The sequence below is a fragment of the Paraburkholderia ginsengiterrae genome, assembly GCF_001645125.1.
Classification (GTDB): Bacteria; Pseudomonadota; Gammaproteobacteria; order Burkholderiales; family Burkholderiaceae; genus Paraburkholderia; species Paraburkholderia ginsengiterrae.
Genome location: NZ_LXKA01000372.1, coordinates 1 through 16,276, shown reverse-complemented (window position 1 = coordinate 16,276; position 16,276 = coordinate 1). Strand labels below are relative to the sequence as shown.

Annotated in this window: 14 protein-coding genes and 1 pseudogene; 11 read left to right on the top strand and 4 right to left on the bottom strand. The window is 62.7% G+C overall.

Features of this window, described 5'->3' with window-relative positions; translation table 11 throughout:
- The 8 genes from A6V37_RS41615 to A6V37_RS35785 all read left to right on the top strand — a co-directional run.
- Positions 1–551, top strand: a 551-nt coding sequence (locus A6V37_RS41615) for an MFS transporter (RefSeq protein WP_167361457.1), incomplete at its 5' end; no start/stop codon positions are given.
- 138 nt (positions 552–689) lie between these two features.
- A complete protein-coding gene (locus tag A6V37_RS35815; protein ID WP_064265006.1) occupies positions 690–1,670 on the top strand; it encodes a quinone oxidoreductase family protein in 981 nt (326 codons plus the stop codon).
- A gap of 10 nt (positions 1,671–1,680) precedes the next feature.
- Positions 1,681–2,529: a TauD/TfdA dioxygenase family protein gene (locus A6V37_RS35810; RefSeq protein ID WP_064286866.1), complete on the top strand. Its 849-nt coding sequence runs from the start codon at positions 1,681–1,683 to the stop codon at positions 2,527–2,529.
- A gap of 43 nt (positions 2,530–2,572) precedes the next feature.
- Positions 2,573–3,121: an RBBP9/YdeN family alpha/beta hydrolase gene (locus A6V37_RS35805; protein ID WP_064265004.1), complete on the top strand. Its 549-nt coding sequence runs from the start codon at positions 2,573–2,575 to the stop codon at positions 3,119–3,121.
- Positions 3,122–3,132: 11 nt separating this feature from the next.
- Positions 3,133–3,468: a Rieske (2Fe-2S) protein gene (locus tag A6V37_RS35800; protein WP_064265003.1), complete on the top strand. Its 336-nt coding sequence runs from the start codon at positions 3,133–3,135 to the stop codon at positions 3,466–3,468.
- Between the two features lie 177 nt (positions 3,469–3,645).
- Positions 3,646–4,791: a porin gene (locus A6V37_RS35795; protein WP_064265002.1), complete on the top strand. Its 1,146-nt coding sequence runs from the start codon at positions 3,646–3,648 to the stop codon at positions 4,789–4,791.
- 29 nt (positions 4,792–4,820) lie between these two features.
- The gene (locus A6V37_RS35790) at positions 4,821–5,198 is read left to right on the top strand and encodes a BON domain-containing protein (RefSeq protein WP_064265001.1); all 378 of its coding nucleotides are present in this window, start codon (positions 4,821–4,823) and stop codon (positions 5,196–5,198) included.
- A gap of 132 nt (positions 5,199–5,330) precedes the next feature.
- Entirely contained in the window at positions 5,331–6,329 is a 999-nt protein-coding gene (locus A6V37_RS35785; protein WP_064265000.1) for an AraC family transcriptional regulator, read from the top strand.
- 146 nt (positions 6,330–6,475) lie between these two features.
- Here A6V37_RS35785 and A6V37_RS35780 read toward each other — a convergent pair whose 3' ends face one another.
- The 4 genes from A6V37_RS35780 to A6V37_RS35765 form a co-directional block, all read right to left on the bottom strand.
- Positions 6,476–7,621 (bottom strand): porin, encoded by a 1,146-nt coding sequence (locus A6V37_RS35780; RefSeq protein WP_064286865.1) that lies wholly within the window; start codon positions 7,619–7,621, stop codon positions 6,476–6,478.
- Between the two features lie 188 nt (positions 7,622–7,809).
- Positions 7,810–8,631 (bottom strand): quaternary amine ABC transporter ATP-binding protein, encoded by an 822-nt coding sequence (locus A6V37_RS35775; RefSeq protein ID WP_064264998.1) that lies wholly within the window; start codon positions 8,629–8,631, stop codon positions 7,810–7,812.
- 21 nt (positions 8,632–8,652) lie between these two features.
- Positions 8,653–9,642 (bottom strand): ABC transporter permease, encoded by a 990-nt coding sequence (locus A6V37_RS35770; RefSeq protein WP_064264997.1) that lies wholly within the window; start codon positions 9,640–9,642, stop codon positions 8,653–8,655.
- A gap of 14 nt (positions 9,643–9,656) precedes the next feature.
- Positions 9,657–10,691 carry an ABC transporter substrate-binding protein gene (locus tag A6V37_RS35765; RefSeq protein WP_064286864.1) on the bottom strand — a complete coding sequence of 345 codons (1,035 nt, stop codon included), beginning with the start codon at positions 10,689–10,691 and terminating at the stop codon, positions 9,657–9,659.
- Between the two features lie 528 nt (positions 10,692–11,219).
- Here A6V37_RS35765 and A6V37_RS35760 point away from each other — a divergent pair.
- The 3 genes and pseudogenes from A6V37_RS35760 to A6V37_RS35750 form a co-directional block, all read left to right on the top strand.
- Complete coding sequence (locus tag A6V37_RS35760) at positions 11,220–13,982, top strand: UPF0182 family membrane protein (protein WP_064264995.1); 2,763 nt, start codon at positions 11,220–11,222, stop codon at positions 13,980–13,982.
- A 172-nt stretch (positions 13,983–14,154) separates the two neighbouring features.
- Entirely contained in the window at positions 14,155–15,957 is a 1,803-nt protein-coding gene (locus A6V37_RS35755) for an acyl-CoA dehydrogenase (RefSeq protein WP_064286863.1), read from the top strand.
- Between the two features lie 22 nt (positions 15,958–15,979).
- Positions 15,980–16,213 (top strand): annotated as a pseudogene (locus A6V37_RS35750) (FAD-dependent oxidoreductase); the annotation flags it as partial.
- Positions 16,214–16,276: the final 63 nt, after the last annotated feature.

Here is a 16,276-nt window from a genome sequence, read left to right as displayed (position 1 = left end):
GGGCGTGGATGCCGAGCTTCCTGAACCGCTATTACGCGCTGCCGGCCGGCCTGGCCGCCGTGGGCGCGGCGGGCTTCGTGCTGGTCACGGGGCTCGGCATGGTTGCCTGCGGGATGCTGACCGACCGGCTCAACAAGCATGCGCCGGCCAGAAAATGGACCACCGCGATTGCGTTCTGCCTGTTGTCCTTCGCGCTGCTCGGCACGGCGTTCCAACTGCATGCGGGGCCGTTGCAATTGCTGCTGATCGGCGCGGGCATGTTCGTCAGCGCAGGCGCATGCGGACCCTCCGGCGCCATGGTCGCGAACCTCACACCGTCGTCCATCCATGCTTCGGCATTCGCCACCCTGACGCTCGCGAACAACCTGCTGGGCCTGGCCCCGGGCGCGATCGTCACCGGTATGATCGCGGACCGCATCGGACTGCTCGGTGCGCTGCAGATCGTGCCGCTTGCGCCGCTCGTCGCTGCGCTCGCCTTCGTGATCGGCCGGCGCAATTATGCAAAGGATCTGGCGCGCCTCGCCGCGCTGCGCGAACAGGCCGCGCCATGAGGCGGACCGTCACGCGCGCAGGGATAAGTGCAACTGGTTTTCCGCGTTGTTGTTGATCCGGTTGATCCGCTCGCGCAACGCAGACTGATCGATACGTTTCTGAATTGAGTAACTTGAGTAACTGACAGGAGAATTGACGTGGCGAAAGCTGTCCGCTTCCATACAACAGGTGGTCCCGAAGTCCTGTGCTATGAGGACGTTGAAGTCGGGGAGCCCACCGCCGGGCAGGTCCGTCTGCGTCACGAGGCCGTTGGCCTGAATTTCGCGGATACCTATTTCCGCTCGGGCCTGTATCCCGTGCCGCTGCCTGCGGGTATGGGCGTCGAAGCCGCGGGTGTGGTCGAGGCCGTGGGCCCGGATGTGACCAACGTGGCGGTGGGCGATCGCGTGACCTACACCGGCTTTCTGAACACGCTCGGGGCGTACAGCACGGAGCGGCTGATCCCGGCCGCTCCGTTGATCAAGCTGCCGGCGTCGATCTCGTGCGAGACGGCTGCGGCGATGACGATGCGCGGCTTGACCTCGTCGTATCTGCTGCGCCGCATTTACGCCTTCAAGTCCGGCGACACGGTGCTGTTGCACGCAGCCGCCGGTGGTGTCGGGCTGATCGTCTCGCAGTGGGCGAAGCTGCTCGGCCTCACGGTGATCGGCACCGTGTCGAGCGAAGCGAAAGCCGCAGTGGCGCGCGCGCACGGTTGCGACCACACGATCGACTACAGCCGTGAAGACGTCGCGAAGCGGGTGCGTGAACTGACAGACGGCGCCGGCGTGAACGTGGTGTTCGACAGTGTCGGCAAGGATACCTTTGAAGCGTCGCTGGACTCGCTCAAACGGCGTGGCCTGATGGTCTGCGTCGGCACGGCGTCGGGTCCGATTCCGCCGTTCAATCCGCAGCTGCTCGCCATGAAGGGTTCGCTTTACATGACTCGCCCGGCGCTCGCCGACTACATCAGCGATCCGGCCGAGAAGGCCGAACTCGCGGCCGAACTGTTCGACCACGTCGGCGCGGGGCGAATCAGCATCGAGATCAACCAGCGCTATGCGCTCGAGGATGCCGCGCAGGCCCACCGGGATCTCGAATCGCGCAAGACGACCGGCTCGTCGGTCTTCGTCATCTGAAGGAAAAGCCATGCGTGTCGAACAATTGACTTACTCGATCGGCGCCGAACTCGTCGGCGTCGACCTTGCCGATGCGATTCACGACGAAGGCATCTTTGCGGAGATCCGGGCGGCGCTGCTGAAATACCGCGTGCTGTTTCTGCGCAATCAGGAATTCAGCCGGGCGGAGCACGTCGCGTTCGCTCGCCGCTTTGGCGACCTGGAAGATCACCCGGTTGCGGGCAGCGATCCGGAACATCCCGGCCTCGTGCGCATCTACAAGACCCCGGAACAGCCGAACGACCGCTATGAAAACGCCTGGCACTCCGACGCGACGTGGCGCGAAGCGCCGCAGTTCGGCGCGGTGCTGCGCTGTGTCGAATGCCCGCCGGTCGGTGGCGACACGATGTGGGCCAACATGGTGCTGGCCTACGAGAATCTGCCCGAACACGTCAAGAGCCAGATCGCCGATCTGCGCGCGCGCCACAGCATCGAAGCGAGCTTCGGCGCGGCGATGCCGATCGAGAAACGTCTCGCGCTCAAGGCCCAGTTTCCCGATGCCGAGCACCCGGTCGTGCGCACGCACCCGGACACTGGCGAAAAAGTGCTGTACGTCAACGGCTTTACGACGCACTTCACCAACTATCACACGCCCGCGCGCGTGCGCTTCGGTCAGGACGGCAACCCCGGCGCGGCCGATCTTCTGCGCTATCTGATCAGCCAGGCCTATATCCCCGAGTACCAGGTGCGCTGGCGCTGGCAGAAGAACAGCGTGGCGATCTGGGACAACACCGCGACCCAGCACTATGCGGTCATGGACTACCCGCCATGCCACCGGAAGATGGAACGGGCAGGGATCGTCGGCAGCAAGCCGTTCTGACGCAGACGAACAATCCCGCTTCTCTCACTTCTCACGTTTAGATATGACACCCACCATTCTGATGGTGCCGGGCTTGCGCGACCACGTGCCCGAGCACTGGCAAACACTGCTGGAAGCACGGCTGCCGAATGCCGCGTCCGTGCCGCCGCTCGAACACGACAAGCTGAGCCTCGCGGCGCGCGTTGCGGCGCTCGATCACGCGCTCGCCGCGATTGAGGGTCCGGTGATCCTGGTGGCACACAGCGCCGGAGTGATGATCACCGTGCATTGGGCGCAACGGCACGCGCGCAAGATTCACGGCGCGCTGCTGGCCGCGCCGCCGGATTTCGAGCAACCGCTGCCGGCGGGATATCCGACCCAGGAGGCGTTGGCGCAGAACGGCTGGTTCCCGAGCCCGCGCGAGCCGTTGCCGTTTCCGTGCATTGTCGGCGGCAGCCGCAACGACCCGCTCGCGCGGTTCGAGCGAGCGGAGGAAATGGCACGGGAGTGGGGCGCGCGCTTCGTCGATCTGGGCGAAGTCGGCCACCTCAACCCGGCGTCCGGCTATGGCGAGTGGCCGCAGGCGGAGACGCTGATCCGGGAACTGCTCTAAGGAGATTGCGCATGTCAGTCGAGATGCCGGTAGGGGCCGTTGGAGGACTTGCGCCGGGCGAGCGCAAGCTGGCCTTCGTCGGCGGCCGCAGCGTTGTGCTGTTCAACGTCGAAGGGACGATCCATGCGATTGATAATGCCTGTCCGCACAATGGCGCGTCTTTAGCAAGCGGCCAACTCGATGGCAACCTTCTCCGCTGCCCGGCACATGGCTTGCGCTTCGACCTGACGACCGGCTGCATGCCCGGCGTGGCCGGATTGTGCCTGACGAAGTTTGCGGTCCGCGCGGTGGAGGGCAGGCTGGTGGTGATGGTCGACGAAGCGGCGCCGGTCGAGCCGCGTCCATGAAGACGCTGGCGCGGGGATAACTTGCAGGTACGAAAATCAGAATTCTCTTTGTGAATATTTATAAGGATTACTACCTATTAATCTGAATGAACTGCAGCGAACAGTTCATTGACATTCAAATATGAGCGGGAAACCTGCCGGCCCCGGCCGGCAAACAAAACTACCCAAGGAGACGAAATGAAACTGAAGTTGGCCTGCGCTGCGGCGCTCGTGACATTCGCCGGTGCGGCACATGCGCAATCCTCGGTGGTGCTATATGGCACCCTGGATTCCGGGCTGCTCTATCAAAGCACGTCGGCGGCGTCCTTCTCGCCGAAAGCGCCGAATGCCGGGTCGGTGTTCCGCTACAAGGACGGCGGCATCTATTCGAGCATCTGGGGCATCAAGGGCAGCGAGGACATCGGCGGAGGCTACAGGATCAACTTCAAGCTGCAGGGTTCGTTCGACAGCGGCACGGGCAAGTCGGGGCTGAACGATACGCCGGGCGCGGCGGCCATGTTTAACCAGCAAACCACGCTGGGCGTGTCGGGCCCGCTCGGCACCTTCGACGCCGGCCGGCAGATCGTGCCGATGATCTACGCGATGTACGACACGGACGTGCGCGGTGCGCAGTACTTCGGCAGCATTCTGACCGCGTGGCTCGGCCTGAACCAGGCAGCGGGCTGGCCGGGCACCAGCACGAACGGCTCGATTGGCGCGTTGTACGACAGCAACGCGCTGGTCTACCAGTCGCCGAAATTTTATGGCGCATCGCTCGCACTCGAATATGCGCCGGGTGGTGTGGCCGGGCAGCCTCAGGGTGGCACGCGTGAATCGGCGGTGCTGAAGTATTCGAACTACGGCCTCAATCTGTCCGCCGTGTATTACAACGGCCACGATGCCAATCCGTTTCCCGCAAACTATCCGACGGCTCCGGCAACCCCGGCAACGGGACTCGCGAACAATCGCTTCTACTACCTGGGCGCAATGTATACGTTTCACGGTTTTTCTGTATCGGGTTCGTACGGGAACGGCAAGAACCCCGCGAACAGCAACCATGTGAGCCTCGAAATGTGGTCGGCCGGGCTGGGCTACACATTCAGTCCGTCGCTCAAGGTCACCTCCGGTTTCTACTATCTGAAGGACAGGAACAACTCGGCCAATCATTCGAGCGAGGTCGCAGTGGGCGCCGAATATAACTTGAGCAAACGCACGATGGCGTACGCCCAAGTCGGCTACGTGAGCAACAAGGGCACCATGAATCAGACCATCGTGTATGGCCAGCCTGTCGCGCCGGGGGTGTCGACCACGGCGGCGATGATCGGGATTCGTCACAGCTTCTGATGCCTGACCCATTAAAACCGGAGAGTTCAATGAAGATCATCACATCAGTCAAGCTGGCCTGTGGCGCGCTGGCCGTGCTGGCGTCGCTCAATGCATGGCCGCAGGCGAGCGGCGCGGGCATGGCGCAACCTGGATCCACCGTCGCGGCGTCGGGCAGCGTTTCGCCGAAGACCGCCAGACAGGCGAATCGCGCGCTGCGCAAGAAGGTGTATGCGGCACTCGCCCAGCACAAGGAGATCGACGCGGGCAACCTGAGCGTCACGGCGAAGGAGGGCGCGGTCACACTAGGCGGAACAGTCGCGGCCGCCGCGCAGGTCGATATGGTCGCCGCGATCGTGAAAGGGGTGCCGGGGGTCACGTCGGTGACGAACAAGCTGACGGTCCAGCAGGCGTTCGGCGGACAGTAAGCGGATAGCGGGTGGACAGAGGGCGGCTCCAGCGTCTGCATGCGAGGATAGTGCGTAGAATGTCGGTTGACCGCAGAGGGCGATCCCGCTCCTGCTCGGCATTCCTTGTGTGACGCAACTCCATCGACGCTGATGCAATCTCTTGGCGCTACCGTACCGATTTCCCTCGTTCGAGGTTTTCTCGAAGGCGTTGGAGCACAACCCGACATTGTCGACCGCTATCTCGAAGGTGCGAGCATATCGCGCACGCTGCTCAGCGAGTCGGGCGCACGGGTAACGGAAGCGCAGTTTGCCGCGCTATACCGCGCGCTCGCCATCGAGTTCGACGATGAAATGCCCGGCATCTTTGCCCGGCCATTGCGCAACGGCACGCTGAAGTACCTCTGTCTGGGCCTGCTGGACGCACCCAACCTCGAAACGGCAATGCACCGGTTCGGCCAGTTCTTTCACATCGTGCTCGACGACTTCCGGCTCGAATCGCGCCGCACCAGTCTGGTCGCCGAAGTCGCACTGCGTAGCGAGGCCGTCGAGATCAGTGTGCTTGGCCAGGAACTCATGCTGAAACTGGCTCACGGTGTGGCGTCGTGGCTGATCGGCCAGAAGATACCGCTGCTGGAAGTCCAGTTTGCGTTTCCGCGTCCCAAGCACGCGTTCGACTATCTGTATCTCTTTCCCGGTCCCGTCCAGTTCGATTGCGAACAGACGCTGATGCGCTTCAGCACGTCCTACTTCGACATGCCGATCCGCCAGCGCAAGGGGAATTTGCGGACGTTTCTCGCGCGTGCGCCGGAGGACTGGATTTTCGTCTCATTCAGCGAGCAGCTCACGAGCCACCGCATCAGGGAGTATCTGGCGTCGCGTTTGCCCGACATGCCATCCATCGAAGAAGTCGCGCAGGATCTGCACTGCTCCGTGCGAACGCTGTGCCGCCGTCTTTCCGCTGAGGGGGCGGCCTTTCAGGGCATCAAGAACGAGTTGCGGCGGGACATCGCGATCCAGCGGCTCACCGGCACGCAGGACGCGATTGCCGCGATTGCGGGCGATCTCGGTTTCGACGATCCAACGGCATTTCATCGGGCGTTCCGGCAATGGACCGGCAGCACGCCAGGGGCTTATCGCCGCGGCGGTTGAGACGCGCAGCGGGCGTGACGTACAACAAAAATACAGCAAAAAGAAAAAGCAAAAAAAAGCCCGCGGGTGGAGATCCGCGGGTGGAGATCTGCGGCGCAGCACGCGCGTCAACGCGCTGCGCCGCCGCAACAACACTTACACCGGCATTAGAACTTGTGACGGATCGCAGCGCGAACCACGACCTGATTCTGCGACGACGAAGCGTCCGCCGCACCCGGGACATAAGCCAGGTCCAGTGCGGTGCCGGTCTTGTCGCCACCCACGTGCTGATACGCACCCTGGAGGTAGAGGTCGGTGCGCTTCGACAGGTTGTAGTCCGCCATCAGGCCAACCGAGTGGATCTTCGGGCTTTGCACCGACGAAGCCTCGAACCGCTCGAGCGTATAAACGTATTGCGCGCCTACGAACAAGGCCGGGGTGAACTGGTACTTGTAGTTCACTTCGAAGTTCTGGAACTTGAGCGCGTTCAGCGTACCGGTAGTCGGCAGAATCGAGCCGGAGATGTAGGTCGTCGACAGCGGCTGCGTGATGTTCGTGTTCGTATAGGCGAAACCTGCCGTCGACGAACCGAACGTGTAGTTCACACCGGCACCGAATACGCGCAGGCGCTTGGCGAGGAAGTTTTCGTCGCCGCCGTTGTTGACTGCGCCACCCGCGCTGCTCGACGGGTTGTTAGCCTGCAAATAAGCGGCCGCAACCAGCAGGCCGCCGTTCGCATACTGGCCGCCGACGCTGTATTGGCGGTTGTTCGCGAAGTTCGTGTCGTTGCTGAAGCTATACGTGCCGCCGAACTGGAAGCCGGCGAAGGTCGGGCTCGCGTACTTGACCGTGTTGTTCACACGGAACGAGTTGTCCGTATTGTCGTTGTCATACGGGTGCGCGAACAGGTAGCCGGCCCAATTGCCGTTTGCCGTGGTCTGGGCCAGATAGTCGACGAGCGAGTCGTACTGGCGGCCGAACGTGACGGTACCGTACGCGTCGTTCGCGAGACCGACATAAGCCTGGCGGCCGAACATCAGGCCACCCTGGCCAAGCTTGCCGTTGTTCACGTTGAAGCCGTTTTCCAACTGGAAGACCGCCTTCAGGCCGCCGCCCAGATCTTCGGTGCCCTTCAGGCCCCAGCGGCTGCCCTGAGCATAGCCACTCTGCAGTTCATAGAGATGCTTGCCACCGACGTTGTTCGTATAGTCGATGCCTTCGTCAATCACACCGTACAGCGTCACGCTGTTTTGCGCGAACGCCGGTGCTGCAATCGCGAACGATGCCGCAAGAGTGATGGCAGTCTTTTTCATTGAGATTATGTCTCCAGTTTGAATAAGGCGAGATAGTTGTTTTGATACACGGCAAAGCACTGAAGGTACACCGACCGACAGTTGTTTCCGGCGCGCTGCACCGGGTCGCACGCAGCTTCGCGTGCGCAAGACTTTAACTCGTTCAGCAACACGCTCGCGTTCGCGTTTACGCTGAACGGGCCCACAATTTACTGCACGCCGGCTCGCCGTTCGACAAAGCGTCTCACGTAGTCGTCCGCGGGCTTCGTCAGAATTTCGTTCGGCGTGCCTTCCTGCACCAGTGTCCCGTCGCGCAGGATGGCAATGCGGTTGCCGATGCGCAGCGCCTCGTCGAGGTCGTGCGTGATAAACACGATCGTCTTATTGAGCGTCGCTTGCAGTTTCAGCAACTGGTCCTGCATTTCCGCGCGGATCAGCGGGTCGAGGGCGGAGAAGGCTTCGTCCATTAGCAGCACATCGGTGTCGGCAGCCAGCGCGCGCGCGAGACCAACGCGTTGCCGCATGCCGCCCGACAGCTCGTCGGGATAGTGATTCCCGTAGCCGTCGAGTCCGACCGTGCTGAGCCATTTGCGCGCTTTCTCATTCGCTTCGGCTTTGCTCTCGCCGCGCGTGCGCAATGCGTAGGCCGTGTTGTCCAGCACGGTGTGATGCGGTAGCAGGCCAAAGTTCTGGAACACCATGCTGACCTTGTAGCGCCGCAGTTCGCGCAGGCCATGCGCGTTCAGCTTGATGACATCGGAACCGTCGATCAGGATCTCGCCCGCGGTCGGCTCGATCAGACGGTTGAAATGGCGCACCAGCGTCGACTTGCCCGAGCCCGACAGGCCCATGATCACGTAGATCTCGCCGGAGCCGATGTGCAGGCTCACGTCGTTCAGGCCGACGTTGCAGCCGGTCTGCGCCAGCACGTCCGCTTTGCCCTTGCCGCTGCGAAGCAGATCGAGCACGCGAGCATGTCCGGCTTCCGGCCCGAAGAGCTTGTAAACATGTTTCACTTCAATTGCAGCCATAGTGTTCTCCTGCTCTCCAGGTTACTTCGCCGGACGGGTCTCGAGGTTGCTCGTGCTGCCGTCGTTGCCGGTGAGCGCGCTCTCGTTCCTGTCCGACTTGGCCGACGCGTCACGGTCCTGCTCCTTCAGGGCGGCTTTCAGGTCGCGGCGCTTTGCCAGCAGGCGGCGGGTACGGCGGTCCTGCCCATAGCCCTGGCTGATCCGGTCGATCACGATCGCCAGAATCACGATCGCGATACCGGCCTGGGTGCCCTTGCCGACATCGAGCGTCTGGATGCCGGCCAGCACATCTTCACCGAGGCCGCGCGAGCCGATCATCGAGGCAATCACGACCATCGACAACGCCATCATGGTCGTCTGGTTGATGCCGGCCATGATGCTGGGCCGCGCCAGCGGCAGCTGCACATTGACCAGCAACTGCCAGCGCGTCGTGCCGAACGCCCGCGCCGCTTCGACCACTTCGGAGTCGACGTGGCGAATGCCCAGATCGGTGAGGCGGATCAGCGGCGGCAGGGCGTAGATGATGGTGGCAAGGATCGCGGGAACCTTGCCGAGGCCAAACAGCATCAGCACGGGGATCAGGTACACGAAGCTCGGCAATGTCTGCATGATGTCGAGTACCGGCAACAGGATCCGGCGCAACCACGCGCTACGCGATGTGAGAATACCCAGCGGAATGCCGAGCATGACCGACAACGCGGAGGCCACCAGCATCAATGCGAGGGTTTGCATCAGCTTTTCCCACAGGCCGAAGCAGCCAATCGCATAGAGCAGCAGCACGAAGAAGGCCGCCGCGCCGAGGCGCCGCGTCGCATTCCACGCAATCACGCCGACCACAATCAGGACCAGCCACGGCGGCGTTGCGCGCAGCGCGGTCTCCAGCGGCACGAGCAAATAGCGCAGCAGCATCGTGCTGAAGTTGTGGAAGCTGTCGCCGTACTGGGTGACGAACAACTGCACGACGTCGTTCACCCAGTCCGAAATCGAAAGATGCAGAAAAAACGAGCTCATGGGTCACCCCCGAGTTATTGGCTTGCCAGATTCGTCTGGATTTTCGCGGCGACCTCTGCCGGCACCCATTGCTTCCACATTTCCGGGTGGGAGTGCATGAACTGGGTTGCCATGGTCGACGCATCGAGCTTCTTGACGCTCATGTCCAGAATGGTCTGGTTCAGGAAGTCCATCGGGAACTTGACCTTGTTGAAGACCGACATCAGATCCGGCTCGGCGTTGTAGAAGGGGGTCGAGGTGCCCACAGTAATGTGCGAGACCAGGTACGACGACGCGCATTGCTGCGTGCTGCTTTCATTGCGCAGGGTCTGCCAGCATGCGTCGTTGAACGGCGGCATCTTCAGTTCGGTGAGCTTGTACTTCGCCATCAGCGCAGCCGGGCCCCAGTAGTAGAAGAGGATCGGCTTGCCGCGCGTGTACGCCGAGGCGATCGCCGCGTCGAGCGCCGCGCCCGTGCCGGGGCGGAAGTTCGTGTACGAGTCGTCGAGCTTGAGCACCTTCAGCAGACGCGTGTTCACGCGTTCGCAATCCCAGCCGCTCGGGCAATTGAGGAAGCGGCCCTTGCTCGGTTCTTCGTCATCGACGAAAACGTCCTTGTACTTCGGCAGGTCGCTGACGGATGCGAGGCCCGGCGCCGATGCCTTGATGCCGCGTGCGGGATCGCCCTTCACAACATAGTCGGGGACGAACCAGCCTTCCTTGGTGCCGCCAGGCAGCGTGTCGCCGACGAGCTTGACGCTGCCGGACGCGACGGCCTTGGCGGTGATTTCGCTGCGGCCGGTCCACTGTTCGGCCCAGATCTGGACGTCGTTGTGCGCGAGCGCTGTTTCGGTTGCCGCGGTGCTGCCCGGAACGAGATCGGTCTTGCAGCCGTAGCCTTTTTCGAGAATCTGCCGGAGAACTTCGGTCGTGAACGAGCCACTTTCCCAGGTGATGCCGGCGAAGTGCACCGGTTTGCCCGCGCTGCACCAGTTACCCGTTGCATGCGCCGCACCGCTCGCGAGCAACGCAACGGCGAAGAGCGCGGAACGCAACTTTTTGATTTCCATGGCTAATGTCTCCTGTCTCGATGTCTTTATAGATATGAAGCTTTCGGTTGACTGACGGCAAGTGCAGCTCGGCGAACTGGCTCGCTTAACGTGGTGTGCGAAAGCGCCAATACCGTGTGCCTCGTCGGGCTGGGTCGCAGTTCCGTTCCGTGCGCGTTTCCGCCCGGAAAGAGATCTTTGGCTCACCTGGCCAACTGTCCTGATCCACAGTGAATAACAAGGCTTACCGATTGTGCCGTTCGCATCGATGACCGAAGAACTGATGTTTTCTGAACATGGGTATGAGGCAGGCTCATGTTCGGGTTTGTATTGAGCAGTAAACCATGGCTTCCTGACTAGACGTCCCACGGAAGTGCAAGGTTTATAGCAAAGTTTGGAGCCAACGGGCATCGGGAAAGCACCGACTCGGTGCATAGCCGCCGGCAGGGTGCATCACAATCGCGGAGCACCGCTGCAGAGGGCTACAATCGGTTGACTGGCCCGACCTGACCCTACCCGGATAAGTCATCGGCCAGCAAAGGAGGGGCGATGCAGTCGCCACCGAGATCCGGCGCGCGTCTGAGAGGCTATGCCATCGCGGCCGCGGCCGTGATAGCCGTGCTGATCGTCGCCGGGCGTATCACTGGCCTGCTCGTCGACTGGCTGTGGTTCGCTTCGATTGGCTATGCCGGCGTGTTCTGGACCGTTCTCGCCACGAGGGCGCTGCTGTTTGCCGCGGCCTTCGCCGTCTCGGCGGCGGTGATAGGCGCGTCGGGGCTGATCGCGCATCGTTACGCGAGGATGCCCGTTCCGTTGCACGTGGCCACCGCGCAATCGCGGGACAGGCTCGAGATCGTGGGTGAACTCGCCGGCCTGATGGCTCCGCGTATTCCCTGGCGTACCAGTATCGCCGCCGCGGCCGTTGTCGTCGGCCTGATAATCGCCACTAGCCAGATGTCCAACTGGGACATCGCGCTTCGCTACCTTCACCAGGTGCCATATGGGGAGCGCGATCCGGTCTTCAGCAGGGATATCGGTTTCTATCTCTTTTCGTTGCCGGCCTGGCTCGCGTTCAAGAACTGGCTGTTGCAACTGCTGTTTTGCAGCACGCTCATTGCCGGCGTGGTGTACGCGGTGCGCGGCGACATCGCGTTCGACGGGCCGCACCGGGGTCTCGGGCCCGCGGCCGCCGCTCATGGGTCGGCGCTGCTCGGCCTGTTCTTTCTGCTGAAGACCTGGTCGTACTGGCTCGACCGCTTTCTGTTGCTTTACGACGACAACGGCGTCGTGGTCGGCGCCGGTTATGCCGATGTCCACGTCGAACTGCCGGTGCTGTGGATGCTCGCGGGACTGGCCGCCGCGTCATCCATTGCCTTGCTGGCCAATGTACGCTGGCGCAGCTACCGGCTGCCGATGGCCGCGGCCGTTGTGGTGTTCGGCGCCTCGTTCCTGTTCGCGGTGATCTATCCTGCGCTGTTCGAGCGCTTCTATGTCAAGCCGAGCGAACTCGAGCTGGAGGCGCCGTATATCGCGCACAACATCGCGTTGACTCGTGAGGCCTACGGCCTTGCGCGGATCGAGGTCAAACCGTTTGCCGCTGAAGAGGGCCTGAATCTGGCCGCGCTGCAGGCCAATCGCGCGACTATCGACAACATCCGCCTGTGGGATGTGCAGCCGCTGATGGATACCTACGCGCAACTGCAGGAAATCCGGACTTACTACAAATTCTTCGCGGTCGATATCGACCGTTACCGGCTCGACGCCGGCTACCGGCAGGTGATGCTGTCGGCGCGCGAACTGGAACCGGCGATGCTGCCGGACAACGCCCAGACGTGGGTCAATCTGCATCTGTTGTTCACCCACGGCAACGGGGTGGTGATGTCGCCGGTTACCGAGAAATCCACCGAAGGCTTACCGTCCTTCTATCTGCAGGATATTCCACCCACCGCGAACGGCGGCCCGCCGATTCGCGAACCGCGCATCTATTTCGGCGAAGGCGGCCGGGGTTACGTCATCGTGAACGGCAGCATGCCCGAATTCGACTACCCGCAGGGCAAGAACAACGTCTACACCACGTATAGCGGCCGCGACGGTGTGGCGATCGGCGGCACGGCGCGGCGCAGCCTGTTCGCCTGGCAATACGACGATCCCAACATCCTGCTGAGCGGCTATCTAACGAACCAAAGCCGGATCCTGCTGCACCGTAACATTCAGGACCGCGTGCGCACGATCGCGCCGTTCCTCGCGCTCGACCATGACCCGTATCTCGTCGTAAGCGGCGGGCGGCTCTTCTGGATGCAGGACGCCTATACCACGAGCCACTGGTTTCCTTACGCACAGCCAGGTATTGCCGACGGCGCGAACTACATTCGCAACGCCGTCAAGGTGGTGGTGGATGCGTACAACGGCACGGTGGACTTTTACATCAGCGATTCCGCCGATCCGCTTCTGCGAACCTACCAGCGCATTTTCCCGGGCTTGTTTAAGCCCATGGCCGCGATGCCGCCCGATCTGCGGCAGCATATCCGTTACCCCGAGGATCTGTTCCAGATTCAGGCGCAGCTCTACCGCGCCTACCATATGGATGCACCCGAGGTCTTCTATAACCGCGAGGATCTCTGGCAGTTTCCGCGCGGACTGGCCGGGATCGACGGCGCCAACGCCGCCGCGCCGATGGCGCCTTACTACATGATCATGAGCCTGCCAGGCGAGCCGCGCGCCGAGTTCGTCCTGATGCTGCCGATGGTGCCGAGCCAGCGCGAGAACATGATCGCGTGGCTGGCGGCGCGCTGCGATCCGCCGGACTACGGCAAGCTGGTTGTCTATGCATTTCCGAAGGACAAGCTGGTGTACGGCCCGTTCCAGATCGAGGCGCGCATCCAGCAGAACACGGAAATCTCGCAGCAGATCTCGCTGTGGAATCAGATGGGCTCCCGTGTCATTCGCGGCCATCTGCTGGTCGTGCCGATCGGCAATTCGATCCTCTACGTGTCGCCGCTTTACCTGCGCGCGGCGTCGGGCCAGCTGCCCGAGCTGAAGCGGGTGATCGCCGCCTATGGCGACCGTGTCGTGATGGAAGAGACGCTCGGCGAGGCGCTCGCGGCGCTCTTCAAGGAGGCGGCTCCGGCGGCGCCGGGGGCCGTGTCGGTCCAGGGCTCGGCCGACGCTCGCGCCAGCGAGGCGCTGGCTCACTACAACCGGGCCATCGAGCGGCTGAAGGCGGGCGATTGGGCCGGTTTCGGCGCCGAACTCGATGCGTTGCGGCCGCTTCTGGAGGCGCTCGGAGTCGGGCAGGGTGGGCAGCGCAAGTAGCAGGTCCCCCTCATCGCGTGGCCGGATTTGTCAATAGATGGGCAGGTTTCGCCAATCGCCGCGGACCTGATTGCGGCTACGATGCATCACATCGATGCCGTGCACGACCCCGCAACGCTCCGTAGCCGCGGCATTCCCGTTATCCGAGTTGCCTCTTATTGGAAGACACAGAATGAGCTATACGGCCCCCGTCAAAGACATGCTTTTTGCGATCAACGAACTGGCTGGTCTGGATCGCGTATCGTCGCTGCCCGGTTTCGAAGACGCAAACGCCGAAACGGCGCAAGCCGTGCTCGACGAAGCGGCACGCTTCAGCGAAGAGGTGCTGGCGCCGCTGAATGTCGAAGGCGACCGCAATCCGAGCAGCTGGAAGGATGGCGTGGTGACCGCCACGCCGGGCTTCAAGGAAGCGTTTCGCCAGTACGCCGAAGGCGGCTGGCAAGGTGTCGTGCATCCGGGCGAATACGGCGGCCAGGGTCTGCCGAAACTGCTCGCCACGCCGTGCATCGAGATGCTGAATGCCTCGAACCTGTCGTTCGCGCTGTGTCCGCTGCTGACCGACGGCGCGATCGAAGCGTTGCTCACCGCAGGCACGGAAGCGCAAAAACAAACCTATGTGCCCAAGCTGATTTCCGGCGACTGGACCGGCACGATGAACCTCACGGAGCCGCAGGCCGGCTCGGATCTGGCGCTGGTGCGCACGCGCGCCGAGCCGCAGGGCGATGGTTCGTTCAAGGTGTTCGGCACGAAGATTTTCATTACGTGGGGCGAACACGACATGGCGGAGAACATCGTCCATCTCGTGCTGGCGCGCACGCCGAACGCACCCGAAGGCGTGAAGGGCATTTCGCTCTTTATCGTGCCGAAGTTCCTCGTCAATGAAGACGGCTCCCTCGGTGCGCGCAACGACGTGCATTGCGTGTCGATCGAACACAAGCTCGGCATCAAGGCGAGCCCGACCGCGGTGCTGCAGTTCGGCGACCATGGCGGTGCGACCGGCTATCTGATCGGCGAAGAAAATCGCGGCCTCGAGTACATGTTCATCATGATGAATGCGGCCCGCTTCGGGGTCGGCATGCAAGGCGTCGCGGTGGCCGATCGTGCCTATCAGAAGGCCGTGGCCTACGCGAAGGAGCGGGTGCAGAGCCGCCCGGTCGACGGCTCGGCGAAGCAGTCGGTGGCGATCATCCAGCATCCCGACGTGCGCCGCATGCTGGCGACGATGCGCGCGCTGACGGAAGGCGCCCGCGCGCTCGCCTACGTCGCGGCCGCCCATAGCGATATCGCGCACCGGCATGCCGATGAAGCGGTGCGTGCCGACCATCAGGCGATCTACGAATACCTCGTGCCGGTCGTCAAGGGCTGGAGCACGGAGCTATCGATCGAAGTCGCAAGCCTCGGCGTGCAGGTGCACGGCGGCATGGGCTTCATTGAGGAAACCGGCGCCGCGCAGTTCTACCGCGATGCGCGCATCCTGACGATCTACGAAGGCACGACCGCGATCCAGGCGAACGATTTTGTCGGCCGCAAGACCTTGCGCGACGGCGGCGCGGTGGCGAAGGTGCTGCTCGCCCAGATCGACGAAAGCATCGAGGCGCTGTGGGAGCACGCGTCGTTCGAATCCAGTGCCGCATTTCAGGCACTGCACCGGCACCTCACGGCAGGCCGCGCGGCGCTGGCCAACGTGGTCGAGTTCGTGCTCGAACACGCGAAGGGCGACCCGAATGCGATTTTCGCCGGCAGCGTTGCGTATCTGAAGCTGGCAGGCATCGTGTTGTGCGGCTGGCAGTTTGCCCGCGCACTGCTGGTCGCCGCGAGCAAGCGTGATGAAGATCCGTCGTTCTACGACGCGAAGGTCGCCACCGCGCATTGCTTTGCGACGCAGATCCTGCCGCAGGCGCTGGCGCTCGAAGCGTCGATCGTCGAGGCGAAAAACAATGAAGGCTTGCTGGCGCTGACTGAAGCCCAGTTCTAACGACAAGAGAAGAGGTGTGCCCATGAACTCCGCAAGTCTCATTGAGCAGTACGGTCCACGCGAGTCAATGGAATACGACGTGGTGATCGTCGGTGGCGGCCCGGCCGGGCTGTCCGCGGCGATCCGCCTGAAACAGCTGGCGGCGGAAACAGGCGCCGCGATCGGCGTCTGCGTACTGGCAAAGGTCTCGGAGCTCGGGGCCCACATCCTCTCGGTCGCGGTGATTGACCCGCCCGCCATCACCCAGCTGCTCCCGTACTAGACTGCAAAGGGCGCGCCACACCCGTCGGTCGCGACCGATGCCGACTACGTGTGCCTC